This is a genomic window from Vibrio owensii (assembly GCF_002021755.1).
In the GTDB taxonomy this organism is placed as follows: Bacteria; Pseudomonadota; Gammaproteobacteria; order Enterobacterales; family Vibrionaceae; genus Vibrio; species Vibrio owensii.
Window position 1 is genome coordinate 1356650 of record NZ_CP019960.1, and the last position, 24726, is coordinate 1381375.

A 24726-nucleotide genomic window follows, 5' to 3' on the forward strand; every position below is an offset into this window, starting at 1 on the left:
CTTGATTATTGGTGTTGAGCCAGAAACTCCTCAACCTCTTTGCGGGTTGGAATGGAGGTTTGCGCGCCAAAGCGAGTTACTGAGATCGCTGCTGCTGCGTGGGCAAACTTAATCGCTGATTCTAAAGGTAAGTCTTCCAATAAACCAGTGACTAATGCCCCATTAAACGTATCGCCCGCCGCAGTGGTATCTGTTGCTTCTACGCGGAAGCCAGGAATGATTTCACCACGACCGTTTTGACTCAACCACACCCCTTTCGCACCAAGCGTGATCATGACGATTTCAATGCCTTTCGAATGTAGAATGTTGGCAGCTTCTTGTGCGCTGTCATCGTCCGTTACCGTCACACCTGTTAGCACTTCCGCTTCCGTTTCATTTGGTGTAATCACATCAATGCAAGACAGTAATTCATCTGACAGCTCGCGAGCTGGTGCAGGGTTAAGAATCACATTGGTTTTCGCATCTTTCGCGATTCGCGCAGCTTTCTCGATGCCGCACATTGGCGTTTCTAGTTGCATCAACAAGTAATCAGCCTGGCGAATGCGCTCTAGATCGGGCTCAATCGCCTCTGCAGTCAGCTTTGCGTTGGCTTCTGCGGAGATACAAATGCTGTTCTCGCCACTGTCCGCCACTTGAATCATGGCAATGCCCGTTGGGCAGTTTGGCTGCATCTTCACACCAGTGATGTCGATGCCATCCATTTTGAAGTTCTCACGAATGTTGATGCCGAACGAATCATCACCCACACACGCAATAAAACCGATGTCTGCGTTTAATCGAGCTGCCGCCACAGCTTGGTTGGCACCTTTGCCACCTGGGATAACTTGATAGTTGCGACCATGCAGCGTCTCGCCAGGGCGAGGGAAAGAAGGCACTTGAAGAACATGGTCAGCGTTTACACTACCTAACACCACTAACTTATTCATACGGTTATCCTCGGTTCTGATTGAACCCTTTATATTTGAACAGGAGTAATAGGTTTACGCTCTTTGAAAAAACGTAAGCGTATTACGATTCAACTAGATTTAATTTTGTAACTTACCACTTTCGTTGTTTGGAATGACCCAACACATTCATTGGGTCATTCCGTTATCTTCAACAAAGAAGAATCACTGAGTCAAACGTTAAACTTACTTAGTCACGACTTTAAGCGGAACAGGAATGTACTCCTCAACCTTCTCGCCTTTCAATACTTTCGCTGCAGTTTCTACACCCAACGCACCAATAAGATCTGGTTGCTGTGCGATCGTCGCAGCTAGCTTGCCACGGTTTACAGCAGCGATACCATCATCAGTACCGTCGAAGCCAACGATCATTACGTCTTTACCTGAAGCTTGTACTGCGCGAAGCGCACCCAGTGCCATCTCATCGTTCTGAGCAAAGACCGCTTGAACATCTGGATTCGCTGCAAGCAAGTTTTCCATTACGTTCAGACCTTTAGTACGGTCAAAATCAGCAGGTTGGCTTGCTAGTAGCTCCATGTTGCTGCCCTTCACTGCTGTCATGAAGCCTTCACCACGCTCACGCGCTGCAGACGTGCCTGCAATACCTTCTAATTGGATAACTTTCGCTTTCTCACCTACTTTTTCCATGATGTAGTGACCAGCCATTTCACCACCAACTACGTTGTCAGAAGCGATGTGGCTCACTACGTCACCACGGCTTGCACCACGGTCTAGTGTCAACACAGGGATCTTAGAACGGTTCGCCATACGAATCGCGTTTGACACAGCGTCTGAATCTGTTGGGTTAATCAGAATCGCTTTTACGCCACGAATCGTTAGGTCTTCGATGTTTGACAGTTCTTTACTCGGGTCATTTTGCGAGTCCAGTACAATCAAGTCATATCCCAGTTCTTTCGCTTTCGCTTCTGCACCGTCTTTCATCGTTACGAAGAACGGGTTATTCAGTGTAGAAACTACAATCGCCATTGTATCTTGAGCGTGCGCCGCTACCGATACGGTTGAAGAAAGAAGTGCAGCAGAGATAAGAGTTGCGAGTTTTTTCATCGTTCTAGTCCTTTGTGTAGGGTGAGCCAGCACACGTCCTCTGGCTCGATTTGTATTCAGGATTTAGTGGAGCTCTTTATTTTAAATATCAATTACTTGTTTTTGTTGTCTACCAGTACTGCTAGCAAAATAACCACTGCTTTCGCAATCATTTGGTAGTAGGAAGAAACATCGAGTAGGTTCAGCGCGTTGTTTAGGAAGCCGATGATCAGAGCACCAATCAATGTACCCATGATGCGACCTTTACCGCCCATCAAACTAGTGCCGCCAAGAACAACTGCCGCGATAGCATCTAGCTCGTAGCCCATACCTGCTGTTGGCTGCGCCGAAGACAGGCGAGACGTCACGATGATGCCTGCAAGCGCTGCCAACATACCGCAGATGGCGTATACACCAATTTTCACACGGTCAACGTTGATACCAGAAAGGCGCGTTGCTGATTCGTTGCCACCAAGTGCGTACACATAGCGACCAAAGCGAGTGTGGTTCAGTAGGTACCAAGCCGCAGCAAAGACAATCACCATCAACCAAACAGGAACTGGGATACCAAGTGCGTAACCTGTACCGAACCATGCAAATGCGTCTGCTGTATCGGTAAAGCCCGTTGAGATAGGACGACCGTCTGTGTAAACCATGGTTACACCGCGTAGTAGCGTCATAGTAACCAGTGTTGCGATAAAGGCTTGAACCTTACCCTTGGCAATGATGATACCGCTGATCGCACCCAGTGCCGCACCAGCAAACAGCGCTGTCGGAACCGCAATAAGCACCGGCACTTCTAACGCAATCATGCTCGCGGCAAACGCACCACATAACGCGAGTACAGAACCAACACTTAGGTCGATGCCTGCAGTCAAGATAACCAACGTCATACCTACCGCGATAATTGCGTTGACTGAGGTTTGACGAAGAATATTAAGAATGTTGTCTACCGTAAAAAAGTTCGGGTTCAAGAATGACACAACAACAATCAAGAAAATCAGTGCAATCAGTGACTTTTGCTCAATCAGCCATTCTTTGGTGAACAACTTTTTGCTGTTCGCTTCGGTTGGTTTGCTCATGGTCTTAGTACTCATGCTGCTTCCTCATTGATCTTTCTGCCTACGGCACAAGCGAGTAGTGTTTCTTGGTTGGCGTCTTTCGCATCGAATTCGCCAGTAATACGACCTTCGTGCATCACCATGATGCGGTCACTCATGCCTAGCACTTCAGGCATCTCAGAAGAAACCAAGATGATGCTCATGCCATCGGCTTTAAATTTGTTGATTAGCTGGTAGATTTCTTTCTTAGCGCCTACGTCGACGCCACGGGTTGGCTCATCCAGAATCAGAACTTTAGGTTTGGTCATCAACCCTTTTGCGATTGCTACTTTCTGCTGGTTACCACCAGAAAGGTTGCCAATGATTTGGTCTCGAGTCGGCGTTTTGATGTTGAACAGTTTGATGAAGTCTTCCACCGCCACGACTTCTTCGCCATGTTGGATTTGGAAGCCTTTGGTGAGTTTATCCAGTGCACACAGAGACATGTTCTCCTTCACGGATAACCCCAGCACCAAGCCATCGCCTTTACGATCTTCAGAGATGTAAGCAATGCCATTCGCCAAGCCATCTTGTGGGCTCACAGGATTAATGGTCTTGTTGTCTAAGTTGATGACGCCACGCTCACTTGGTAACGCGCCGTAAATCACCTTCATCAACTCTGTGCGCCCTGCGCCCATCAAGCCTGATACACCAAGGATTTCACCACGTTGAAGTGTGAAGCTAATGTCATGAACGCCCGAGCCTGTCAAACCAATCACTTCAAGACAAACATCACCATGCGTCACATCGATACGCGGGTATTGCTCTTCCAACTTACGACCAACCATCATTTCGATGAGTCCATCTTCGTTGGTGTCTTTAACTTGGCATTCGCCGATGAACTTACCGTCACGTAACACAGTAATGTCATCACAAATTTCGAAGATTTCTTTCAGGCGGTGTGAGATGTAAACGATGCCGCAACCTTGGTCACGAAGTTCGTTGATCACTTTAAACAGCGATTCCGTCTCTTTGTCGGTTAACGCATCCGTTGGTTCATCCATGATGATGACTTTGGACTCGAAAGACAGCGCTTTCGCAATCTCCACCATTTGCTGTTCACCAAGGCTCAAATCACCAAGCAGCGTTTTCGATGAGTGCTTTACGTTAAGGCGTTGAAGCAACTTGTCTGCTTCTTCATACATTTTGCCCCACTGAATACGCCCCATCGTGCCGGTAAACTCACGACCTAGATAGATGTTTTCGGCAATCGTTAGCTCCGGGATCAAGTTCAATTCTTGGTGAATGATACTGATGCCGGCTTCTTGTGAGTCTCGTGGACCTTTAAACGCTGCTGGCTGACCTTGATATTTGATGCTTCCTGCATCCATGTGGTAGATGCCCGTTAACACTTTCATCAAGGTCGACTTACCTGCCCCGTTCTCTCCCATCAACGCCATCACACGACCTGGATAAACATTAAGGCTGGCTTTATCCAACGCCTTAACGCCCGGGAAGGCTTTCTCGATGTCGCTTAGTTGTAGAATGGCTTGAGTCATAATTTATCCTCAATTAGTTGTGGCTTAAAACACCACGCCGGCTTGGAAAATCACGTTCGCGTAAGGTGTGCACTCGCCTGTTCTAACAACAGCACGGCTTTGTTCTGTGCGAGCTTTAAAATCTTCATGCGACACATAGTTGATCGCAATTTGCTTGCCTGTTTGCTCACTTTCTTTGGTTAGCTCGGTGATTAAAGCATCATGGTGAACTGGGCTAACTTTGGCGAATTCTTCAGCAATGATGACCCCTTCAATTTGGGACTCAGACAGAATCACGCGAACGGTATCTAGAAAGCCTGGGACTCCGTGCGTCAACGCTAAATCAATGCGCTGTACATGATCAGGAATTGGCAAGCCCGCGTCACAAATGGTGATTTCGTCGGTATGACCCAGCGTCGCCACCAAGTAAGAAATTTCTGAGTTAATTAGGGTACTTTTTTTCATCTCATCGACCTTTCGGTTACACGTTCATACAACTTTGAGTTTCATTTATTAGTATTGACAGAAAACTCATCGAAACGTTTCGATGCAATAATAGGACGGCAATGAAAATTGGCTAGTGACAAATCGATAAGGTGTGAGAATGATCCGTAATTGAAGCTTGTGCGATGAAGAAAAAGATATTGGGGTCACATTTCACTATCGAAACGTTTCGATGAAAAAAAGTCCATAAGATGGAGACTGTCTTAACAGTATCACTCATTTGCGCATTCATCCCGCAAATGTATTTTGTACTTTTGAAACGGTACAAATATGTCTAAAGTTTGAGACTTCTTCTGGTCAATCTCGTAAAAAACCGCACACAGCATCACAAATTAAGTAAGGGTGTCTGACTTTCGAAAATCACCCACTTACAATTTGAAAAACACAGAAATACTATCGTCATCCGTTCGGAACCTTTAAGTAGGGAACGTTTGTAGGGACACAAACGGAAATTGAAGAACCATAATGAAACTAAGCAATAGAGTTGTTTTGCTTGTCGCGCCAGTCATTCTTATTAGCGCGTTGGTGTCGAGTTACATCATTTATAGCATTCAAAAAGTCACATTGATCAAGCGAGAAGACAGCTACATTCAGCTGCAAATGGAGAAGCTCGCAGGGCAATTTCGTCAAGCCAATATCTTCCTCAACAGTTACGCCTATACACTAGGGAAAAGTGAAGTTTTACAGGATTACTTCGTTAACCACGAAGACCCGTACCGAGAACGACAGCTATTCAACCGATTGGACGAAACGGTAGAAGTGCTGAGCCATGGTTATAATGGCGATGCGAACATGGCAATACTGGATGGCGACCAACACCTACTCTATTACACCGAGAATCAGTTTTATGAGTCCAACGGCAGCGTCGATCCTAAGATTCTCGAATACGTAGAAAAGAGCTATGCCCAGCACGGTAAAACCAGCCATACCGGCTTTATTTACAACTCAAGTGGCCAAAGCATTCTCCTGCAATACGAACTGTTCGATAAGCGAACGGGCGAGCACCCACCCAGCTTTGATCCGCACAACGCGTTCTTTGTTGTCGTCTCCGTCTCTCTCGAAGCTTTTAATGACATCAAACACGAAATCGAATTTGATACCCACAGTGTCATCACATTTTCTGACAAACCGATTCACCTAGACATCCCCCTAGCCCAAACTATTGAACTCTTACCCCATTTCCACGCAATTTTGTCACCGGCAGAGTATTTAATGTGGAATAAGGTCGATAAGGTCTGGTTGGAGCTGGCTCTTTCGTTTGGTATAGCATCGTTTTGTACCATCACTTTGATTGTCTTAGTCTTGTATCGTTACGTGCTCAGTCCGGTATCGAAACTGGACAAACAACTGCGCGAAATAGAAGCAAACAAGCGCACTAATATTGAAAAGCTAAACAGTGATGATGAAATTGGTCGCCTCTCTTCGCGTTTCTTCGACATGTATGAAGAACTCAATAACATCTATCATAAAACCAAACACTTAGCGGAAACAGACCACCTAACTCAACTCGCGAACCGTCATCGTTTTCATGAATTGGCAACTCGTGAGTTAGCCGACCCCTCTGAGCAACTTTGGGTTGTTTACATCGACCTAGATAACTTCAAGTACGTAAACGACAAATACGGCCACGAATTGGGTGACAAGCTTTTACAAGTCTTCTCTCGTCATATAAAAAATGTCTGCCAGAAGTTTACCCAACAACACAACAGCCCTTGCTTTGGTGCTCGCTTGTCCGGCGATGAGTTTGCCATCCTACTGAGTACAAACCAAAAGAAAGCCGACATACCAGATATGTTCGCTTCAGAGTTGCTCAAACCCATCCATAATCTGAGCCAATCTTCGACAAATTCATTTCCGGTGACGGCAAGTGTTGGTATTGCTCAATATCCAAGAGATGGCGCTGATATTGCCAAGTTGCTTTCAAGTGCAGATGCGGCGATGTACCAAGCAAAACGCGGCGGCAAAAACCAATACGCCTACTATTCGGCGGCGCTCAATATTGAAGCTCAGCGCCGTAGCCAGATCGAACGCGCTTTGCGTAAAGCCAACGTGGAAGACGAGTTCCATTTGGTTTTCCAGCCATACATGAACAGCCACGCCAATGAAATCGAGGGGCTGGAGGTTCTCTTACGTTGGGAAGCGGAAGGAATTGGGTCGATTCCACCGAAGGAATTCATCCCTATTGCGGAACAAACTGGGTTGTTCGAGAAAATCGACCGCTGGGTGTTTGCTAACGCAATGGAAGAGTACCACCAGCTTAAGAGTATTTTTGGCAAGGACATCATTTTATCTATTAACCTATCATCAGCAGAGTTGAACTCCCTATCGATGGCCGAGTTCATCCACGACAAAGCGAAGCAAAATGGTGTGCCCCCTCACTGTATTGAGTTGGAAATAACAGAAACCTTCGCCGCAGACCAACAAGGTACTGCTCTGCTCGATGAACTAGCCCAACTTGGCTATAAACTGGCGATTGACGACTTTGGCTCAGGTTATACCTCATTAACGCAATTGGTTCAGTACCCCGTTCAGAAAATCAAATTCGACCGAGAATTTCTACTCACCTTGATGAACACTGACAACGGCCACGTTATCAAACCAATCATTGAACTGTGCCATGCGCAAAATAAGAAGGTAACGGCAGAAGGTATTGAGCATAACGTGATGCACGAATGGCTATCTTCGTATCGCTGTGACTTCATGCAAGGTTACTTGTTTGGTAAGCCCATGAACAAAGAGCAGCTTGATCAATGGTGGAAATCGGCTAACGACCAACCTTTCACCCGTTCTGATATTGCGTAGCTTAACGGCTCATATCGCTCATTGCAGATGAATGGAAACCCAACAAAAAAAGCAGCACCGCGTGTGCTGCTTTTTTGTGTTCTCAAAAGACTATTTAGCCTAGTGAACGTTTTCTCACATGCGCTTTAGCATATTAAGGGTAATGTTTGCTGAGTTGTCGGCCATTGCTTTTTTAAGATCTGAATAGACAACATCTGCCGAGCCATCTGCTTTGTCTGAAATCGTACGGATAACGACGTAAGGTACTTTGAACGCATCTGCTACTTGGCCTAACGCCGCACCTTCCATTTCCACAGCCATTGCGTTGTATTCTTGGTAGATGCCCGTCACTTTCACTTTGCTTGCAATGAACTGGTCACCAGATGCGATAACGCCACGGTAAACACTCTCTTTGCCAAGTGTATCAACGGCGGCATCAAATGCGTATTTTTGCAATGCTTTATCTGCGTAGAAGTAACGATCTTCGTAATCAGGCAGTAGACCTTTCGGCATATTGAATGCGGTTAGATCGACATCATGCTGGACCAAACGCGTAGAAACCACGACATCCAGCGGGTCCAATTTAGGGTCGCTAGCACCAGCAATACCCGTGAAGATCAGTTGGTCAACACCGAAAGATTCAATCAGAAGAGTGGTCGTCATTGCCGCATTGACCTTACCTACGCCAGATTTCGTCACGACAACGGTTTTGCCCTCTAACTCACCCGTGTAAAAGCGATGGCTACCAATTTTCTTTACTTGTTGGTTTTGGATTTTTGGTAATAGCGCTTCAACTTCGACATCCATCGCACCGACAATACCGATGGTCGAACCTGCAACGGAAGGAAGTGAGTACGCAGCAAGCATTAGAGCAAGAGATTTCTTCAACATGGGAATCCTGAAATGTAATACGCGCCACCAAAGTGTGACGCGACGCAAATTATACAATACATTCCCAAGGGAGCAATCGTTTGCATCAATCAACTAATACTGATTGATTAAGAAATTCTCAATTAATGAGAACGACTTAGCCATTTTTACTTTTCAAAGGAGTAACCACACGATCTTTAACCCGGATCGTCGGCATAAAATAATCGCAAGCTGCACGATTTGCATCCGTTGGATGACCCCAAGCGCCGCAAACATCAGTGCTGCTCTTCTGCCTTGTAAACTGGCGACATTGTCCGCATCGATAATTCATAACTCTTCCTTGAGTGATTTAATCCTGTCGATCAATTCTGTAGAGAATTACGCTTCATTCAGCGCAGCTTCCACCGCAGCCTTAGCGTGGATCTCTGTTGTATCGTAAAGCTTCACTTCTGTGTGCTGAGGTTCAACTAACATCGCAATCTCAGTACAACCAAGAATGACCGCTTCTGCGCCCTCTTCAACTAACTTATCGATAATAGCGAGGTACTGTTGACGAGAATCCTCACGTACTTCTCCTTTGCACAGCTCGTTATAGATAACCTCATGAACAATCGTTTGGTCATCTGAACTCGGTACGACGACATCAACACCAAATTTATCGATGAGTCGCTGCTTATAGAAATCTTGTTCCATGGTAAAACGCGTACCAAGCAAACCAACCTTCTTAATGCCATCCGCCACCAGCTTCTCAGCGGTCGCATCAGCAATATGAACAAGCGGTACATTGACAGCTTGCTGAATTTGGTCCGCGACTTTATGCATGGTATTAGTACAAATCAGAATGAAGTCCGCACCGCCTGCTTCCACCGATTTTGCTGCTTGAGAAAGAATCGTGGCCGTGTCGTCCCATCGACCTTGATGTTGAAGTGTTTCAATTTCGGCGAAATCGACACTGTACAAACAGACTTTTCCTGAATGTAACCCACCTAGACGCGCTTTTACTTCACGGTTAATGATTTGGTAATAGTTCGCGGTAGACTCCCATGACATACCACCAATTAGACCTATCGTTTTCATTTTCTTCCTTAATCGACGTGTACTTGAAAATCTTCACTGTAAAAAGCATCGAAGACCATTTCAATATCTCTTGGTAAAACTCGGCTTTGTGAAAGTGGCGGAATCTTATGTTGCGCGAAGAAGTCGATTTCCGACACTTCAATGTTCTCTTTAGGCTCACCAGAAACGTATTCACACAAAAAGAACATCTTATAGATGTGGAATGGATAAGGCGGCTGATAGTCATGCATCGCTCTGTCGCGAATCGCAATCAGCTTCGGTTTTGCAACCACGAGGCCAGATTCCTCCAACACTTCGCGTACCACCCCGCTACTTGGCGTTTCACACACGTCAGCCCAACCACCAGGCAACGTCCACCCTCCGTCTTCACGCTCTCTTACCAAAAGAATCTTGCCATCTTTTATCACCCCAGCACGTAGGTCGACTTTGGGCGTAGGATAACCCGTTTCAGGGATAAACAAGTTTTGAATATCAGCAACTGACTTATCGCTGATGTCAGCAAACATCTGATGAGCGATGTCTTCTACCATTTTGAATCGTTCTAGATCGTAAGCATCTTTACTGTATGCTTCCCCTGCTTGAGCAATCGCCTGGAGCTGCTTTGCCCAATCTAACCACTTCGACATACACTTCCCTTTTTCAACTTACCTTTGCAGAAACTAGCATAACCAACTGAAAGCAAAGTTTATTTTTGATCAAGTTTTCGCAAAGTATTTATCCGCTATATTTTGCTCACAAGATAATTCGAATATTTTCGATATTTACAATTCAATCAAAAATATTATTACTCGTCACAAATATTATTTATGGAACTTCATTTATTAAACACGGTTCTTAGCGCTGTATTTAATCGAAGATATTCACTTAATGCGACGCGATCGACTTCCGTCGAGACTGGTGCATTTATTATTGGATACCAGTTAACAGATTCCGCTTCTAAACTCTGAATATCACCTTTCCAATTGGTCACCACATAATAGTGAATCAATTGCAGTTCTGTAGTTGGGTGATATAAAGAACATAAATAACCATATTGAAGTGGCTTGATATTGAGCTCTTCTTCCAATTCTCTAAACAACGTTTGTTGTTGGGTTTCGTTAAACTCCATATGACCGCCGGGTATTGCTATTGCCCCAGGGTCAGATTCCTTATCCTTTACTCTAGTTTCCAGCAACACGTGATCGCCCTTAACTAAGATAAATGAGACACACTCATGAACTTCCATCTTCATTGCCCTTTGATAACAGTTTTATAGCAAACTAACATAAATCATTTCGATGATGTGAACAGCAATAGTCAATAAATTGACCACATACAACAACCTAGCTGCACGTTTAGTTGAATATGCAGAATTAGGTATTCGCTCAATCTATCAATTGTCTGTAGCCGGGTAATGATTTGTTACGACTAGGATCACAGTCTAAAAAATTTTTGCACAATGCTAAGTATGAAATAAATACATTGAATTCAAACGGTATTTTTATTTCATTTATAATTAAACGACGTTTTATTAGCACCACTGCTTAGTAAATCACAGTAAACACAGTTTTATTAATTACCCAAATCGGCTAGTATTTGTCTTGAAGATTTTTAAAGTCATCGATTAACCTCTCAATGTTGATTAATTTCAGCGAGTTAGTTGGCAGAACTCTACCAAATACCAAAAATGGTTCGGTAATACGTGTCACTACGCATAATAGGAAACGTTGAGAATAGAATTAAATTGATGTGCATGCTGTATTAACGACTGCAAGACGCAATCGCTGAATTTGCTACACCAAGAGTTTTATTTAGTACAAATGAAAAAGCTATTTTTATTATTGATATGGACATCGCTTACGGTTTCACCTTTTGCCTTTGCTCACCACTCATCAGCAAAAGCAACGGAAACTAAAGCTACGAAGCAACTTGTTGAAAAGACATTTAAAGAAGCCAATTTGGAAGGAGTCATCGACTTCAGTTTATTCAACGATGCATTTTTAGCTTACAAAAAAGCACATGACCGTAAAAAGCCAGTATTAACCATCATCGACTACAGTAAACCCTCTACTGAAAAACGCTTTTATGTGGTCGATTTAGATAAGAAAAAACTTATCTTTAATACCTATGTTTCTCACGGCGTAAATAGTGGAAAAAAGACTGCGACAAAGTTTTCTAACGTAGTGAACTCCCGTAAGACTTCTTTAGGTACGTTTTTAACTGATACCACTTACTACGGTTCTAACGGATACTCGCTGCGACTCGATGGATTAACATCTGGTGTCAACGACAAGGCACGTGAGCGTTACATCGTGGTTCATGGCGCAGACTACGCAAACCCTTCTTTTATCAAGAAGAATGGCTATCTTGGCCGCAGTTGGGGTTGCCCAGCACTGCCGCAAAAGTTATCACGACAAATCATTGATACCATTAAAGGTGGCAGCGTTATCTACGCAAGTGCTTAACGCCGCTTTTACCAAGTTCAAAAAGGGAGCAGATTTGCTCCCTTTTTTAATAGACAAAAAACTGTTCATCCTGTTAACAAGTCGCTAGTATACGCAAGCGCCACCAATTGGCAGCAAACGAATATCGATTCCATCTTGTGTTAGGGTTAGTTTTGGTTCACGTATTTCGCCTACTGCTTTTGTTGTCACTCTCCCTGTTCTCAGGGCAGATGTATGCTGCGCAAAATCATGAATCTGCAGATACCAACTACACCGCTTCCGAGACGTTCTACAAACTTACACAACATGACTATCATGCGTTAAAAGTCCCTTATCGAGCTTGGAATACTCGTGATGCTTGGAGCCCTGATGGTTACTACCGCCACTTAAAGCGCGACCTGTTGGGTCTACTGCCTTGCCGTCGAGCTTCTGGTAACGATGGCGAGCTGACATTGAGCGTCCTACCCGAGTATCACCTTCTGGTCGCTTTTTTGTCCCCTTCCTTATTGGATATCGCACTCAAAGCCACACCTTTGCCAAATCGTGCACAGTTATCGGCAAGCAAAAGTGCGTTTCATCTTCCGGGATGGAAGCAAGCCAATTTACTTTACGTGTTTAAACACAGTCGCGAGGCTTAGCTCGCACATTGACTGTACTGACATTAATACGGATACCTTCAGTACTAGCCAAGGATGATCTCATCTTTACCCTGAATTAACTCGAGATCCTGATTATGAAAAAAATCGCGACTATCGCCGTTTTGGCACTAACAACGTTATTTGCTGCGACTACACAAGCAGCAAAACCTGAAGATATGAGCAACAGTGCGCTTCTAGAATGTGCAAATGCTTCTAACGCTCGTGCAGCCGTTCCTGAGCATCGTGCTATGTTTCGTCATTACTTAATGGCTGAGCGCGGCTATACATTCAGCCAGCTCTCTTCTGCGGAGACTGAGTTCAAAGCACAAGGCATGGATGAAACGAAGATGGAACAGTTCTACAAAACTGAGTGTAAGGAAGCAGGCGAATACCTTTACAACATCGGTTACTGATTCGCTCTCATTGCAAGCAATGCAAATACAGAAAAAGGCGCTGTGATAGCGCCTTTTTTGCTTTTCAAATTTCTTACCAGAACAATTATGGCAGTTGCGGAGTTGTTTTTGATTTGCTCCAAGCCTTGCGAACTTTCACCAATACAAAACTCATGATGGCAATGGTTAGGGTAATAACCGGTGCAGCCATCAATCCCATGGTCACAATCTTGTTTAGCTTTTCTGGTAACAATGGTAACAACAGGCCAAGACCGCACAGTAGCAGTGTCCAGAGAATCGCACTCAGCCACGCAAAGTAATGGAACTTGCTAACACGGTTCACACGTAATCCCATCATCAATGGCAGCAACGAACGCACCACTGGAATAAAACGCGCGCAAAATAGCGCAATCAAACCATGCTTACCCAGCAGCATGTCCACTTGTTCTAAACGCTTCGCTGGTACTGCATTCACCCAGCCTTGTACTTTCGGCAAGCGGTTTAGCCATTTACCTTGCAAATATGCTGCCCAACTGCCCATTGCTGCACTGACTACAATCACCAACATGATCATAACTGGGTCAAGCACTCCAACCGCTGCCAATGTACCAGAAAGTACGACCACGCTGTCACACGGGAATGGGGCTGCAGGGATAAATCCACTTTCAAGGAAAATAAGTGCACCAACTACAAAGTAAATCAGCCCTGCACTACCCGGCGCCATTAGCGCGGTAAAGTCTTGGTGCCATAACGCAAACAGCACCTGAGTAATCGAATCAAACATAGCAAACTCCTAAACATCACAAATAAATTTAATAACGGATGAATAGGCATCACCTAGCATGCATGAAGCGATATATGAGATTAGATTCTTGTCCTGTCCCAAGTCGATATTTCGAGCGAGGATAAAAGACATCAATAACGGGCATTGCCACTTTAGATACAAAGCGTTTATTAGAATCCGCAACTACCGTTAGCCAACGCGCAGGTACTACATCAAAGTCATCAGATTCTGGTGACGTATTGGAATGGTTAACGCGCAGTGCGTTTCGACTGAATAAGCTGGCGGCAATTTTACGAGATGGTGAGAATGGTGCTTTCTCAAGATGCGCTTCACCATCAATTAAAGAAGAGGTGTAGCTGACCGCGTGGGAAAGTTTTGGTGACGGTGAAGCCTGACTCAATCCAAAAGCCATCAGCGCAGCAACAAGCCCTAACACACTGACTAGGTAAGTACGCACAGAATTCACCTAAACCACAACGATACGCTGTTGTAACTCCATGCGTGTTGATTTGCAATCTAAATTCTCAGTTGATAGTAAAAAGAGAGTTTTGCAAACCTTTGGGCGTACATTTCATGCTCAAAAGGCCTCAAAAGTGTTCTAGGTGATACCGGATAACCGAGAAGCGATCTTAGCAACCACTTGAGCAACAAACTCAAGTTTACAGCGCCCTAGCAACGCACCCGCCGTAGCTTCGGCCAACATACGTATTTCGTTTGGGTTGATACCAAGCCTTGTCAGCTGATTTAACTCAAACAATAAACCCGACTCTTGCGAGCTTTTATCCCCGGGCAGAGAAACCACGTTAATGAAAATGCCAACGGATGCTAAGCGATTACAAGCCGATGCAGAACCCTCTTCATGATGCCACTTAACCATCACTTTATTCGCTTCCGCGTTTTCATCTCTAAGCTTACAAACTTCAAGCCCTTCATCAATCAAGCAACGCGCAAACAAGTTCGCATTATCAACATCACTTAGCATTGTCTTGTTCCTTCTATCCAAAAGCAGCTTCTTTAATACTTCTGCCGCTACTTTAAAAATAACGTTCGCGCCTTAGTGAGTAATTTAGCGTTAAATAATGGCAGTACTGTCTGTTCCCATCGAAAGTTCCCATCGAAAAGCAGCGCTTCAGGAGCTAGCTAATTCACTGATGAAACGCGAGTTCTTTATAGTCACCTCATCACCATGGCAAACAAATCCATCTCGCCTTCTAAATGCCCTTCAATAACGTTGTTTTCCGGGAAGTTTTCGAAGATAAACACACGATCGCCCAGCCGCTCTACGTGGTAAAAGAGGACGTTATATCCCGAGAAGATTTCGTTATATCTGTCTGTCAGGTTGTTCGTGCTGCCACCATCAATGCGGTTTCGGTCATAGATGATGTATATCACCTGCTTGCCAAACTTCATTTGCCTTGCCATTACCTGCCACTTGGAAACCAGTTCATTTTGCTCGTTGAGAAGAGAATGGAGCACCACCACCTTGCCGCGGTAGCAGGTGACAAACGTTTTTTGATGTTCAGCATTTTCCACCGAGAGGTCATAGCGACAACCAGCACCATTGACCAGCCCAGATAAAAGAAAAGCGGTAGTTAAGATGAAGCCAAGAAATGCGACGCGTTGTAGTAGCTTAGTCATGATATGCCCCCTCATAACGCTTGCCGTTTGATGAGACGAAAATGGATGAGCCTTGCTCTGCTTTCACCTCAGAGTCGACATCCCCTCGAATTGCACAGACTTTGGATTGGCCGACAACCTCGCAATCAACTTGAACCCAAGAAAAGCTGAAATACGACGCCACAAACACCACATACAACAGCGATAACCAAGCGCAAATGACACTAATCTTGTTAGTGTTGGTTTCAATACGTTTACTGATATTACGTTCAGGCTTGGATGCAACGACTTGCTCTGTGGCTTCTTCAGCTTGTTCTGAATTTGACTCTCCAGAACCCATACACTCTACTTCCAGTTGATAACCTTGGCGGGGGACATTAACGATCTTAATCTTTTCCGGTTCGAGTACTTTACGCAGGTTTGAAATCGCGACGGGTAATGAGTTGGAACCGATGATCTCGGGGTTTCCCCATGCTGCGCGAATAAGAGCATCTTTAGATACAACCTTGCCCAAGTTGGTAACTAGCGTTTTTAAAACATCACTTTCTTTCGTTGTAATGTTGTAGCGTTTACCGCTTTCCACAATGAGTTCACACGCGTGCTGTTGCACCTTGAGTAAACACGATCCCACTTGAACTTCGTGCGCTTCAAATTCCTCGAATACAGGGCTGGTAATCTTCATTGCGACCCCCACTTTTATCCATCCTGTTTAGGAATTAGCAAAAGCTAAGCCAAGCCTTAAAAGTATCACCGCGACAACCTTTGTCCATTGAGGCCATATCTATTGAAGTCGCTGTCCAGCAATCAACTTGCGTCAGTAATAGATGAGAATGAGGGAGATTGCTCTCATCTACTTGGGCGCTAGGTTCTGAGTTCTGGGTTCTCAAATTGAATGTCAAAAAGAGAATTTTTGTCTCAAAGAAGAAACCTAGACGGATAAATGAGCAATAAATTACTTATTTTATCCGGTAATTTTCATCAATCATTAGTGCCCAGCGAGATTCACGACTGGTTCACTCGCTAAATACACACTTGGTACGCCTTATGCTTCTTCAGTGTGTAACCCCGTCAGAAATAAGAGTTAGCCGACAATAAAAACAACACAACCGCTAAAGGCTAGTGCAATTAAAAACGAATCCAGTCGCTTATAAGTTCACAACTCGGAATCATTTATGAAAGCACTTTTATTGTTAGTCACATACTCAACGCTTTTTCTTACCGCCTGTAATGACACCGAAACAGGCACGGAGCTCGTTACGCCACCGCAACAACAAGAAGTTGAACTGCCGAAAACCCCAGATGTAGAACCGACACCAGACCCAATTCAACCGCCAGAAGGTGAGAAACCACCACTTCCGCCCGTTGTTACGCCGCCAGTTATGCCACCAAAGGCCGAACCGAAACCTGATCCGGTGCCAGAAAAGCATCCTGACGAGAATACAACGCAGCAACCCGACCAAAATCAAAGCAAGCAACCTGATGAGAATAAAAAACAGCAACCTGACCAAAACCAAGACAAACAACCTGAACCACCAGTGGTAGCGCCAGACCCAATACCTGTGCCTGTGCCGCCAAGTGCCTTTACCTTAACCGCGCCAACTGCCGTGAGTGGGAAAACGTTCTTGTTTCAGTGGCAAACCAGTCAAAACGCTGATGAGTACACCTTGTGCCGAAAAAATACGACAGCAACGGACACCTGCGACGTCTTGTCTAATGGATTAACCGAGACCAATAAACAAGTTGAGCTCAACAACTTGTTATCCACCAACGAGACGTATTTTGTGGTGGCTAGCAACAAAGATGGCAGCCAGAGAAGTAACGAAGTATCGATTGAACCAAGCGCTTTGTTGAATGCCATTGGCTTGTTGGAAGCATCTAACACCGACAGTAACGACAACTATGGCAACGCTGTCGCGGTGAGCAACGATGGCTCGACTATCGCAGTGAGTGCTTTCAAAGAGAGCGGCATAGCCAATGATCCTACTGCAAACAGTGCTGCCCTATCTGGAGCCGTATATGTTTACCGAAAAACAAACGGTATTTGGAATGAAGTTGCTTACCTTAAAGCGCCGAATGCCGATGACAAAGATGAGTTTGGTTACGCGATTGCTCTGAGCGGAGATGGCAATACGCTTGCTGTGAGTACGATAAACGAAGCCTCGTCTGCAACGGGTATCGATGGCAACCAATTAGATAACTTAGCGCCGGCATCCGGTGCTGTTTATCTATACGTTAACAATGGTTCTTCTTGGCAATCGCAAGCTTACATTAAAGCCTCAAACAGCAACCTTGTTGATTCGTTTGGCTTTTCCGTATCACTGGATTCAGACGGTGCGACATTACTTGTTGGTGCACCTGGAGAAAGCTCCTCAGCTCAGTCCATCAATGGTGACGAGACAGATAACACAGGCAGTTTGTCTGGGGCGGCCTACGTGTTTGAATTGCAAAACAACCAGTGGGCGCAAACCGCGTACTTAAAGTCAACAAACTCAGACAAGCTTGACTCGTTCGGCTACGACGTGGCGTTAAGCGAGGACGGATTAACCGTGGTAGTAGGCTCACCGGGTGAAGATTCAAATGCCACCAGCGTCAATGGTGACGAGATGGATAATAGCAGTGATAACTCAGGTTCGGCCTATGTCTTTGTTCATAACGGTACAACTTGGGCTCAAGATTCCTATTTAAAAGCCTCAAACTCGGATTCTGAAGACCAGTTTGGACACTCAGTCGACGTAAACTCAGATGGCACCGTGATAGCGATTGGCGCTTTCAACGAAGCGTCTGACAGTGAGATAAACGGCAATGAATCAGACAACTCAGCTTCTGGCGCAGGTGCTGCTTACCTCTTCTACAAATCGCAAGCGGGTTGGCAACAAGAAGATTACATGAAAGCCGTTAACTCCGATGCTTCTGACCACTTCGGTTCCGATGTTCAACTGAGCAGCAATGGCAAAGCGCTTGTTGTTGGCGCCCCAAATGAAGCCTCATCTAGCCAAGGTTTGGATGGTGAAGTGCAATTGAATGACGCAAGTGCAGCTGGTGCAGTTTATCTCTTTACCAATGTTGAAGGGACTTGGCAGCAAACAGAATTCATCAAATCCCTCAATACAGATGCAGGCGATGGATTTGGCAGCGCTATCGCGATCAGTGGTGATGGTAATACCTTGATCGTCGGCGCAAAAGAAGAGGCGTCTGATGGGTCAGATTTCAACGACAACAGTAGCTCGGGTTCGGGCGCAGCTTACATCTACTAAACGCAAAGGAGATGAACCATGCTAACGACTAAACCTACCGTCTTGGTCATTGACGATACACCCGAGCACATTCAGATCATCTCTAACGTGCTGAACGAAGAATACCAAGTCAAAGCTGCGATCAACGGTGAACGCGGCTTGCAAATCGCACTGCAAGAGCCAAAACCTGACCTCATCTTGCTCGACATTGTCATGCCTGAAATGAACGGCTTTGAGGTATGTAAGCGTTTGAAGTCGAACCCTTTGACTAGCGCGATTCCGGTCATGTTTTTAACCGCGCAATCCGATGACGATGATGAACAGTTCGGCTTTGATATTGGCGCGGTTGATTACATCACCAAACCGATTAGCCCAGCCATACTTCGAGTAAGAGTACGTTCACAACTATTGGCTTACAGCAAAAGCCGAATGCTAGCAGCTCAAGTCAAAGAAAAAACCGCCCTTCTTGCTCGAAACCAACTCGAGATCATCAACTGCTTAGCAAGGGCTGGCGAGTACAAAGACAACGAAACAGGCATGCACGTGATTCGAATGAGTCACTACAGCCGATTGCTTGCAGAGGCCATTGGCGCTGATGAGGAATGGTGTGAACTGCTCTTTACCGCCGCCCCTATGCATGACATCGGCAAAATAGGAACACCCGATGCCGTGCTACTCAAGCCATCTCGACTTGATGAAGATGAATGGGAAGAGATGCAACGACACGTGGAATATGGTTATGAGATCCTCGGCAAGCACGATTCTCCTCTGCTGAACCTTGCGAGAGAAGTCGTCATAGCGCATCACGAGAAGTGGGACGGAAGCGGCTACCCGAAAGGTATTTCTGGGGAGCAGATTCCCCTTTCTGCTCGAATCGTTGCCATTGCAGACGTGTTCGACGCTTTAACCAGTGAGCGACCTTATAAACGAGCATGGTCGATTCCCGAAGCATGCGCGCTTCTGACTAAGGAATCGGGTACCCACTTTGACCCAAAACTGGTGCCTGTTTTTATCTCTCTCATTCCTGAAATCAAACAAATCATGGCGCGTTATTCGGATGTTGAACCCCAAGCCTTAAGAGTTAACGCGTAATGACCAGAGAAGGCGAAAACAAAGTCTCGAAACAAGCAAAACGAACCCTATTGAGTTTTGGGTTCGTTATCGCGCTGTTTTGTATCGTAGGCTTGTTCGCTGGTTTCAGTATCAATAAAACCTTTGGTTCAATCGAGAGATACGGTCTCGCGGGGCAACTCTTGTTAGCACTTGATAACGCGAGATTATATGAGCTCACCTACACGCGTGATCGCCAGTTGGAAGACGCAGCTAAAGCAGAGCGTTTTATCGAAGAGACCAAAAAACTCGCGCAGAGCTTTGAAGATAACTCAGTGTCAAACGACCTCATCGATGACTCTTTACTTAGCTACGTAGAAGATTATCAAGAGCTCTTCACCCAATATAAAACCCTCACAGAACAACAAAAACAAAGCCTTTCTGTTATGGAAAAGGATGCGGCAACCGTTGCCACACAAACCCGAGAGTTACAAAAACGCCTCGCTTCGAAAGTCGTAGCAGACAAAGAGGAAGAACTTCAAAACCGAGACATGATGGTTCGTGTGGCCGAGCACGAATCACTCAGCTACGAGATAAACTTAACCGCCCAGTCTATTCGCTCTGCGAGTTTAGAGTTTCTTCTATTCGGCAGAGCCAGCGACCTCAACGATGCTATCAAGTACACGGACGAGCTTGAGCAGCTCACAGAAACGCTCTCTGAAGCGCTGCACAACAAATACGAATTAACCCTCGTTCAAGCGCTAAAGAACTCCCAAAAGCATTATTCATCAGCCTTAAGCTTGGTAAATCAAAGCGCAGACAACGAAGCTACGTCTAAAAACCTGAGAGCCTCTTCAGAACAGCTTGCACGAAGCGTTGATGCATTGCGTGAACGCATCAGGCAGGATCTGATTCAAGCGCAAGCCAATGTCGCCAACCTTGAAAGTGACATGAACATGAGCCTTGAAGCAGGCATCCAAGCGACGCTACTTAAACAATCAGTCGGAAAGGCGAGACAAGCAGATCGCGACTTCATGATTTCGACTCGAGCCGAAGAAAAGGAAAAACACAAACTGATTGTTTTAGAGGCGTTGGCGAAAGCGCAAGCACATACGCGAAGCATCCAATCTTTTCTGGTTGAAGAGAGCAATAATGCGCTGTTTGAATCTGTGCCTAGCTCTATTGAGGCTTATAAGCTGCACTTTTTAGATGTCGTCGAGGTATCCCAACAACTGAACGATATTGCAGGCAAAATGGTCATGGCCGCGACCAAAGCAGACGACCAGCTTGACCACTTAAGAGAGCTGCGTTTTGCCGAGGTGTCGCAATTCAAACAAGTGTCGCAATATCTCATTTATTCGGCGTTCGTGTTCATTTTGGCGATCATCTTACTCGCCTATACCATGCGCCGATCCCAAATCGAACTTCAGGCGATGGCGGCGACATTGCAAGAAGCACGTGATGATGCCGAATCTGCCAATCAAGCCAAATCGAGCTTCCTAGCCAACATGAGTCACGAGATCAGAACGCCGATGAATGCCATCATAGGCATGAGTCATCTTGTTCTTGAATCAGAGCTCAATAAACACCAAAAGAACTACATTGAGAAGGTACATCGTTCAGCGAAATCCTTGTTGCGATTGTTGAATGACATATTGGACTTTTCGAAAGTAGAAGCAGGAAAACTAGAGCTCGAACGTACGCCCTTCTCTCTCGATGAATTACTCGATCAAGCTATCGATATTTTGTCAGTCAAATCACAGGATAAATCTCTCGACCTATTACTATCTGTCGATCAGAACTTACCGCAAACCTTAATAGGAGACCCTTATCGCGTCAAACAAATCATCCTCAACTTAGGGTTTAATGCAATCAAGTTTACTCATCAAGGCAAAGTCACATTGCGTTTGAATTTGCTTCGTAAAACCAAGCAATACAGTACGTTGGAGTTAGTTGTCGAGGATGAAGGTATCGGTATGACACCCGGACAGATCAACAAGCTGTTTAATAGCTTCTCTCAAGCAGACACCTCAACAACGCGTAAATACGGCGGGTCAGGGCTCGGTTTGGCCATTACGAAAAACATCATAGACTTGATGAAGGGGACAATCTCAGTGACCAGTACGCTAGGAAAAGGCTCAACGTTTAAAGTTCAATTCGAACTCGAATATTGCAATGAAGACGTTCCGTGTCCAAACTTCGAACACGTGCCTAACCGCGCGTTTTTGATCGATGCTTGTAAAGAGTCTCGTTTGCTCGTACAAGGTCAATTGCAACAACTGAATATCCAATGTGAGGACTTTGCTGACCTAAAAGACATGATAGATTCTGAACTTAAGCTCCCTCCACTCCTTTTAGTCACCCTGCCCGCCCAATCCCACTTAATTACCAAGATGCTCTCTCAGCTTCGGAGCCTTGAAGTGCCGAATAGCAAAGTGCTTTTGGTCACGAATACCAGTGTTGCGCACGTTCTACACCAACTCGATTCTATTGACCTCAAATACGATGAGCTACTCAGAAAGCCTTTCACAACCACAGTGCTTTCTGAGTGCTTGGATAATCTTTTCCAAAGTGAGAGTGAAGCGCCTTCTCCTGCCACAACAAGCTCAGGCTCAAACTTGGCGAAAAAACGTATTCTTGTTGTTGAAGACCATCGAATAAATCAAGAGTTAGTGCGAGATGTATTAGTCAATGTGGGCTGTGTTGTGCAAATTGCCAACCACGGCAAAGAAGCCTTAGAGCTTTTGGTTAAACACAACTTCGATGCCGTCTTAATGGATTGCCAGATGCCAATTATGGATGGATATCAGGCGACCCAAAACATCCGACAGAAGCTAAAGCTTACCGAGTTGCCAATTATCGCATTAACGGCCAATACCTTAGCTGAAGATGAGAAAAAAGCCCTCGATGCAGGCATGAATTGTGTGCTGCATAAACCCATAGATATTCCATTGCTGAAATCGACATTAGCGAAGCTACTGTGTACTGATGGCCGCGATAGTATTGAGACGCAAACGCCTACAAATGAGATGCCAATCTCCATCAAAGAAGCGCTTTCTCAAATACCTGAAGTGAACATTGAACAAGGCATCCGAGTCACAGCAGGAAATAGCACGCTGTATCTGTCGGTACTACAAAAGTTTGCTCACCAATACAAATCGTTTAGCTTCGATGAAATGAGTACTACTGAGGTAGACAGAGCCATTCATAGCATCAAAGGGCTCAGTGGCAGTGTCGGACTCAAGCAAATTCAAGCACTATGCACGCGATTGGAAAAAGAGAACGTCGGTGCAAAAGACAAAGCACTTCTTGTCCAGTCCTTATCGAACGTCTGTACTCAGGTGTTGTCAGCCATTGAAAGCAATACAAAAGCAAACCCCGTTCATATTGACGAATCATTCAATCCAGAGACGTTCGAAATGTTGAAACGCCTACTGCTTAATGATGACACCGAGGTGCTTAATCACTTGAATAGCGTTCATAGCGGCAAACAGCTCGGATTGGCGGCCTCTTGTTTCGATAAATTTAAAAGAGCAGCGGAACAATATGATTTCTCCCTCGCGCTTGAAATCCTCAATACATCCGATGGTTTGAGTAACTCGTAAGCGAACAATTGCAAAGCCCACAATCAAAATAGCCCCATTCGACTTGTGCCGGACGGGGCTATTAGTTCCTATTTGGACCGTATTATTTCTTACCGTAAGGGTAGTTTTCAAACATCTTCATCACTTCTTCCGAGATTAGCTCTTCACGCTTTTCCGTACTCATTGATTCGGTTAACTTGCGGCTAGAAACACCCTTCCACACCACTTGGTTAGCTTTTGTATCAACAAGTTCAACAACAAGCTTGCCGTACTTCTTCTCTTTATAACGCTCAGGGCTAGAAGTGATCACGCCAAAGCTATTCCATCCGTAACCAACGCTAAAGCTAGAACCCGATGACACCAATTCGGACTCTTTGATGATGTCGTGGTGCACATAAAGGTCACCGCCGCTTTGCACGCGCGACAATCCTTTTGATTCCAGTTGAGCAGCCAATCCTTGTTCGATTCTTCGTGCGTCCAAACTGGTCGGGGTTTCAGACTGCTCACCAAAATCAAACGTTTTGTAGGATGAGAAATCCGCTTGCTTGTCGACGTCCGTCGTGACTGTTGTACAAGCCGTTACCGAGATAGCAAACAGTGTTGCCAGTAAACCTTTCCACATACCCTTTCTCCTCTGTATTATCGTGCCGGTCTCTCTCGACAAATGGTGGTATTCGTTTTTACGTGTGTGGGAAAAAATTGAATCATTTCAACATTTAGTCTTGACCATGAATGCCAAGTGTTCAAATTCAAGACGCGAGAGAGAGGAAGAACAGAGTAAATAACTGCTTGAGAAAGGAAACGGATCGATATTTGGAGTTACCTATCGCCAACGTCATCGTGCGCTTTTTGAGCGAATTGGTATTTATTTGCTCATTAAGCAACTCATTGAGCAAAAAAGACTTTTCTTTTGAATTTAATCTGGCATATTGAATGAGTCCTATCGATGCGCGGGCATCGTATAATGGCTATTACCTCAGCCTTCCAAGCTGATGATGCGGGTTCGATTCCCGCTGCCCGCTCCAAGCTTTCCCTTAAGCTAATCTTTTTCTCAGAATTCCCAAATCTACCCTTTAAATTCTTACTTCACTGCTATCACGCTGTGGTTGTAATCGATCTCTTGTATTTACTACCTCAAACTGCAGGCATAAAAAAGCCCCTGCAAAATACAGGGGCGTGTCTTCGTTATAATGTTCCCCATATCTTT

The 24726-nt window shown here is 45.1% G+C and carries 22 protein-coding genes and 1 tRNA gene; 8 read left to right on the forward strand and 15 right to left on the reverse strand.

The window, feature by feature from the left end; genetic code table 11:
- Positions 1–5 precede the first annotated feature (5 nt).
- The 5 genes from rbsK to rbsD all read right to left on the reverse strand — a co-directional run bounded on the left by rbsK (position 6) and on the right by rbsD (position 5031).
- Positions 6–926 carry a ribokinase gene (gene rbsK, locus A9237_RS22530; RefSeq protein WP_078609724.1) on the reverse strand — a complete coding sequence of 307 codons (921 nt, stop codon included), beginning with the start codon at positions 924–926 and terminating at the stop codon, positions 6–8.
- A gap of 204 nt (positions 927–1130) precedes the next feature.
- Positions 1131–2009, reverse strand: coding sequence for a ribose ABC transporter substrate-binding protein RbsB (gene rbsB / locus A9237_RS22535; RefSeq protein ID WP_009704137.1), 879 nt, complete (start codon positions 2007–2009; stop codon positions 1131–1133).
- Positions 2010–2101: 92 nt separating this feature from the next.
- On the reverse strand, positions 2102–3085 hold the full coding sequence (rbsC, locus tag A9237_RS22540) for a ribose ABC transporter permease (RefSeq protein WP_005435746.1): 984 nt from the start codon (positions 3083–3085) through the stop codon (positions 2102–2104).
- Positions 3082–4587 carry a ribose ABC transporter ATP-binding protein RbsA gene (gene rbsA / locus A9237_RS22545; RefSeq protein WP_078609725.1) on the reverse strand — a complete coding sequence of 502 codons (1506 nt, stop codon included), beginning with the start codon at positions 4585–4587 and terminating at the stop codon, positions 3082–3084. Before rbsA ends, rbsC begins: the two co-directional genes overlap by 4 nt.
- Positions 4588–4611: 24 nt before the next feature.
- A complete protein-coding gene (gene rbsD / locus A9237_RS22550; protein ID WP_005435742.1) occupies positions 4612–5031 on the reverse strand; it encodes a D-ribose pyranase in 420 nt (139 codons plus the stop codon).
- A gap of 504 nt (positions 5032–5535) precedes the next feature.
- On the opposite strand from rbsD, the gene A9237_RS22555 reads away from it, so the two are divergent.
- Complete coding sequence (locus A9237_RS22555; RefSeq protein ID WP_038895371.1) at positions 5536–7872, forward strand: EAL domain-containing protein; 2337 nt, start codon at positions 5536–5538, stop codon at positions 7870–7872.
- Between the two features lie 114 nt (positions 7873–7986).
- Here A9237_RS22555 and A9237_RS22560 read toward each other — a convergent pair whose 3' ends face one another.
- The 4 genes from A9237_RS22560 to A9237_RS22575 all read right to left on the reverse strand — a co-directional run bounded on the left by A9237_RS22560 (position 7987) and on the right by A9237_RS22575 (position 11023).
- On the reverse strand, positions 7987–8742 hold the full coding sequence (locus tag A9237_RS22560; RefSeq protein ID WP_078609726.1) for a 5'-methylthioadenosine/adenosylhomocysteine nucleosidase: 756 nt from the start codon (positions 8740–8742) through the stop codon (positions 7987–7989).
- Positions 8743–9099: 357 nt separating this feature from the next.
- Positions 9100–9798 (reverse strand): aspartate/glutamate racemase family protein, encoded by a 699-nt coding sequence (locus A9237_RS22565; protein WP_054824542.1) that lies wholly within the window; start codon positions 9796–9798, stop codon positions 9100–9102.
- A gap of 8 nt (positions 9799–9806) precedes the next feature.
- Positions 9807–10424, reverse strand: coding sequence for an NUDIX hydrolase (locus A9237_RS22570; RefSeq protein WP_009704131.1), 618 nt, complete (start codon positions 10422–10424; stop codon positions 9807–9809).
- Between the two features lie 188 nt (positions 10425–10612).
- Positions 10613–11023 carry an NUDIX hydrolase gene (locus A9237_RS22575; RefSeq protein ID WP_045412253.1) on the reverse strand — a complete coding sequence of 137 codons (411 nt, stop codon included), beginning with the start codon at positions 11021–11023 and terminating at the stop codon, positions 10613–10615.
- A 574-nt stretch (positions 11024–11597) separates the two neighbouring features.
- Between A9237_RS22575 and A9237_RS22580 the strand changes: the two genes are divergently transcribed.
- The 3 genes from A9237_RS22580 (at position 11598) to A9237_RS22590 (ending at position 13272) form a co-directional block, all read left to right on the forward strand.
- Positions 11598–12242 (forward strand): murein L,D-transpeptidase catalytic domain family protein, encoded by a 645-nt coding sequence (locus tag A9237_RS22580; protein WP_020197530.1) that lies wholly within the window; start codon positions 11598–11600, stop codon positions 12240–12242.
- A 107-nt stretch (positions 12243–12349) separates the two neighbouring features.
- Positions 12350–12859, forward strand: a complete 510-nt coding sequence (locus A9237_RS22585) for a hypothetical protein (protein ID WP_230676951.1) — start codon at positions 12350–12352, stop codon at positions 12857–12859.
- A 95-nt stretch (positions 12860–12954) separates the two neighbouring features.
- Positions 12955–13272 (forward strand): hypothetical protein, encoded by a 318-nt coding sequence (locus A9237_RS22590; protein ID WP_005435730.1) that lies wholly within the window; start codon positions 12955–12957, stop codon positions 13270–13272.
- 85 nt (positions 13273–13357) lie between these two features.
- Here the strand turns inward: A9237_RS22590 and A9237_RS22595 are convergent, their stop codons facing one another.
- The 5 genes from A9237_RS22595 to A9237_RS22615 form a co-directional block, all read right to left on the reverse strand.
- Complete coding sequence (locus tag A9237_RS22595; protein WP_005435728.1) at positions 13358–14035, reverse strand: DedA family protein; 678 nt, start codon at positions 14033–14035, stop codon at positions 13358–13360.
- A gap of 49 nt (positions 14036–14084) precedes the next feature.
- Complete coding sequence (locus A9237_RS22600) at positions 14085–14492, reverse strand: hypothetical protein (protein WP_078609727.1); 408 nt, start codon at positions 14490–14492, stop codon at positions 14085–14087.
- 141 nt (positions 14493–14633) lie between these two features.
- Positions 14634–15017, reverse strand: a complete 384-nt coding sequence (locus tag A9237_RS22605; RefSeq protein ID WP_078609728.1) for a hypothetical protein — start codon at positions 15015–15017, stop codon at positions 14634–14636.
- Positions 15018–15208: 191 nt separating this feature from the next.
- A complete protein-coding gene (locus A9237_RS22610) occupies positions 15209–15673 on the reverse strand; it encodes a hypothetical protein (protein ID WP_078609729.1) in 465 nt (154 codons plus the stop codon).
- A complete protein-coding gene (locus A9237_RS22615; RefSeq protein ID WP_078609730.1) occupies positions 15666–16334 on the reverse strand; it encodes a winged helix-turn-helix domain-containing protein in 669 nt (222 codons plus the stop codon). The genes A9237_RS22610 and A9237_RS22615 overlap by 8 nt, the downstream gene beginning before the upstream one ends.
- Positions 16335–16824: 490 nt before the next feature.
- Between A9237_RS22615 and A9237_RS22620 the strand changes: the two genes are divergently transcribed.
- Genes A9237_RS22620 through A9237_RS22630 form a run of 3 tightly spaced genes read left to right on the forward strand, consistent with a single transcriptional unit; the run spans position 16825 to position 23540 of the window.
- Positions 16825–18906 carry a hypothetical protein gene (locus tag A9237_RS22620; protein ID WP_078609731.1) on the forward strand — a complete coding sequence of 694 codons (2082 nt, stop codon included), beginning with the start codon at positions 16825–16827 and terminating at the stop codon, positions 18904–18906.
- 18 nt (positions 18907–18924) lie between these two features.
- Positions 18925–19977, forward strand: coding sequence for a response regulator (locus tag A9237_RS22625; RefSeq protein WP_078609732.1), 1053 nt, complete (start codon positions 18925–18927; stop codon positions 19975–19977).
- Positions 19977–23540, forward strand: a complete 3564-nt coding sequence (locus A9237_RS22630; protein WP_078609733.1) for a response regulator — start codon at positions 19977–19979, stop codon at positions 23538–23540. The genes A9237_RS22625 and A9237_RS22630 overlap by 1 nt, the downstream gene beginning before the upstream one ends.
- A gap of 82 nt (positions 23541–23622) precedes the next feature.
- Here A9237_RS22630 and A9237_RS22635 read toward each other — a convergent pair whose 3' ends face one another.
- Positions 23623–24141 carry a DUF4136 domain-containing protein gene (locus A9237_RS22635; protein WP_005435718.1) on the reverse strand — a complete coding sequence of 173 codons (519 nt, stop codon included), beginning with the start codon at positions 24139–24141 and terminating at the stop codon, positions 23623–23625.
- 328 nt (positions 24142–24469) lie between these two features.
- On the opposite strand from A9237_RS22635, the gene A9237_RS22640 reads away from it, so the two are divergent.
- A tRNA-Gly gene (locus tag A9237_RS22640) sits at positions 24470–24544 on the forward strand.
- The last annotated feature ends 182 nt before the right edge of the window (positions 24545–24726 follow it).

Coding starts and splice junctions, on each gene's coding strand:
- rbsK (WP_078609724.1), bottom strand. CDS start 926: ATGAATAAGTTAGTGGTGTTAGGTAGTGTAAACGCTGACCATGTTCTT.
- rbsB (WP_009704137.1), bottom strand. CDS start 2,009: ATGAAAAAACTCGCAACTCTTATCTCTGCTGCACTTCTTTCTTCAACC.
- rbsC (WP_005435746.1), bottom strand. CDS start 3,085: ATGAGTACTAAGACCATGAGCAAACCAACCGAAGCGAACAGCAAAAAG.
- rbsA (WP_078609725.1), bottom strand. CDS start 4,587: ATGACTCAAGCCATTCTACAACTAAGCGACATCGAGAAAGCCTTCCCG.
- rbsD (WP_005435742.1), bottom strand. CDS start 5,031: ATGAAAAAAAGTACCCTAATTAACTCAGAAATTTCTTACTTGGTGGCG.
- A9237_RS22555 (WP_038895371.1), top strand. CDS start 5,536: ATGAAACTAAGCAATAGAGTTGTTTTGCTTGTCGCGCCAGTCATTCTT.
- A9237_RS22560 (WP_078609726.1), bottom strand. CDS start 8,742: ATGTTGAAGAAATCTCTTGCTCTAATGCTTGCTGCGTACTCACTTCCT.
- A9237_RS22565 (WP_054824542.1), bottom strand. CDS start 9,798: ATGAAAACGATAGGTCTAATTGGTGGTATGTCATGGGAGTCTACCGCG.
- A9237_RS22570 (WP_009704131.1), bottom strand. CDS start 10,424: ATGTCGAAGTGGTTAGATTGGGCAAAGCAGCTCCAGGCGATTGCTCAA.
- A9237_RS22575 (WP_045412253.1), bottom strand. CDS start 11,023: ATGGAAGTTCATGAGTGTGTCTCATTTATCTTAGTTAAGGGCGATCAC.
- A9237_RS22580 (WP_020197530.1), top strand. CDS start 11,598: ATGAAAAAGCTATTTTTATTATTGATATGGACATCGCTTACGGTTTCA.
- A9237_RS22590 (WP_005435730.1), top strand. CDS start 12,955: ATGAAAAAAATCGCGACTATCGCCGTTTTGGCACTAACAACGTTATTT.
- A9237_RS22595 (WP_005435728.1), bottom strand. CDS start 14,035: ATGTTTGATTCGATTACTCAGGTGCTGTTTGCGTTATGGCACCAAGAC.
- A9237_RS22605 (WP_078609728.1), bottom strand. CDS start 15,017: ATGCTAAGTGATGTTGATAATGCGAACTTGTTTGCGCGTTGCTTGATT.
- A9237_RS22610 (WP_078609729.1), bottom strand. CDS start 15,673: ATGACTAAGCTACTACAACGCGTCGCATTTCTTGGCTTCATCTTAACT.
- A9237_RS22615 (WP_078609730.1), bottom strand. CDS start 16,334: ATGAAGATTACCAGCCCTGTATTCGAGGAATTTGAAGCGCACGAAGTT.
- A9237_RS22620 (WP_078609731.1), top strand. CDS start 16,825: ATGAAAGCACTTTTATTGTTAGTCACATACTCAACGCTTTTTCTTACC.
- A9237_RS22625 (WP_078609732.1), top strand. CDS start 18,925: ATGCTAACGACTAAACCTACCGTCTTGGTCATTGACGATACACCCGAG.
- A9237_RS22630 (WP_078609733.1), top strand. CDS start 19,977: ATGACCAGAGAAGGCGAAAACAAAGTCTCGAAACAAGCAAAACGAACC.
- A9237_RS22635 (WP_005435718.1), bottom strand. CDS start 24,141: ATGTGGAAAGGTTTACTGGCAACACTGTTTGCTATCTCGGTAACGGCT.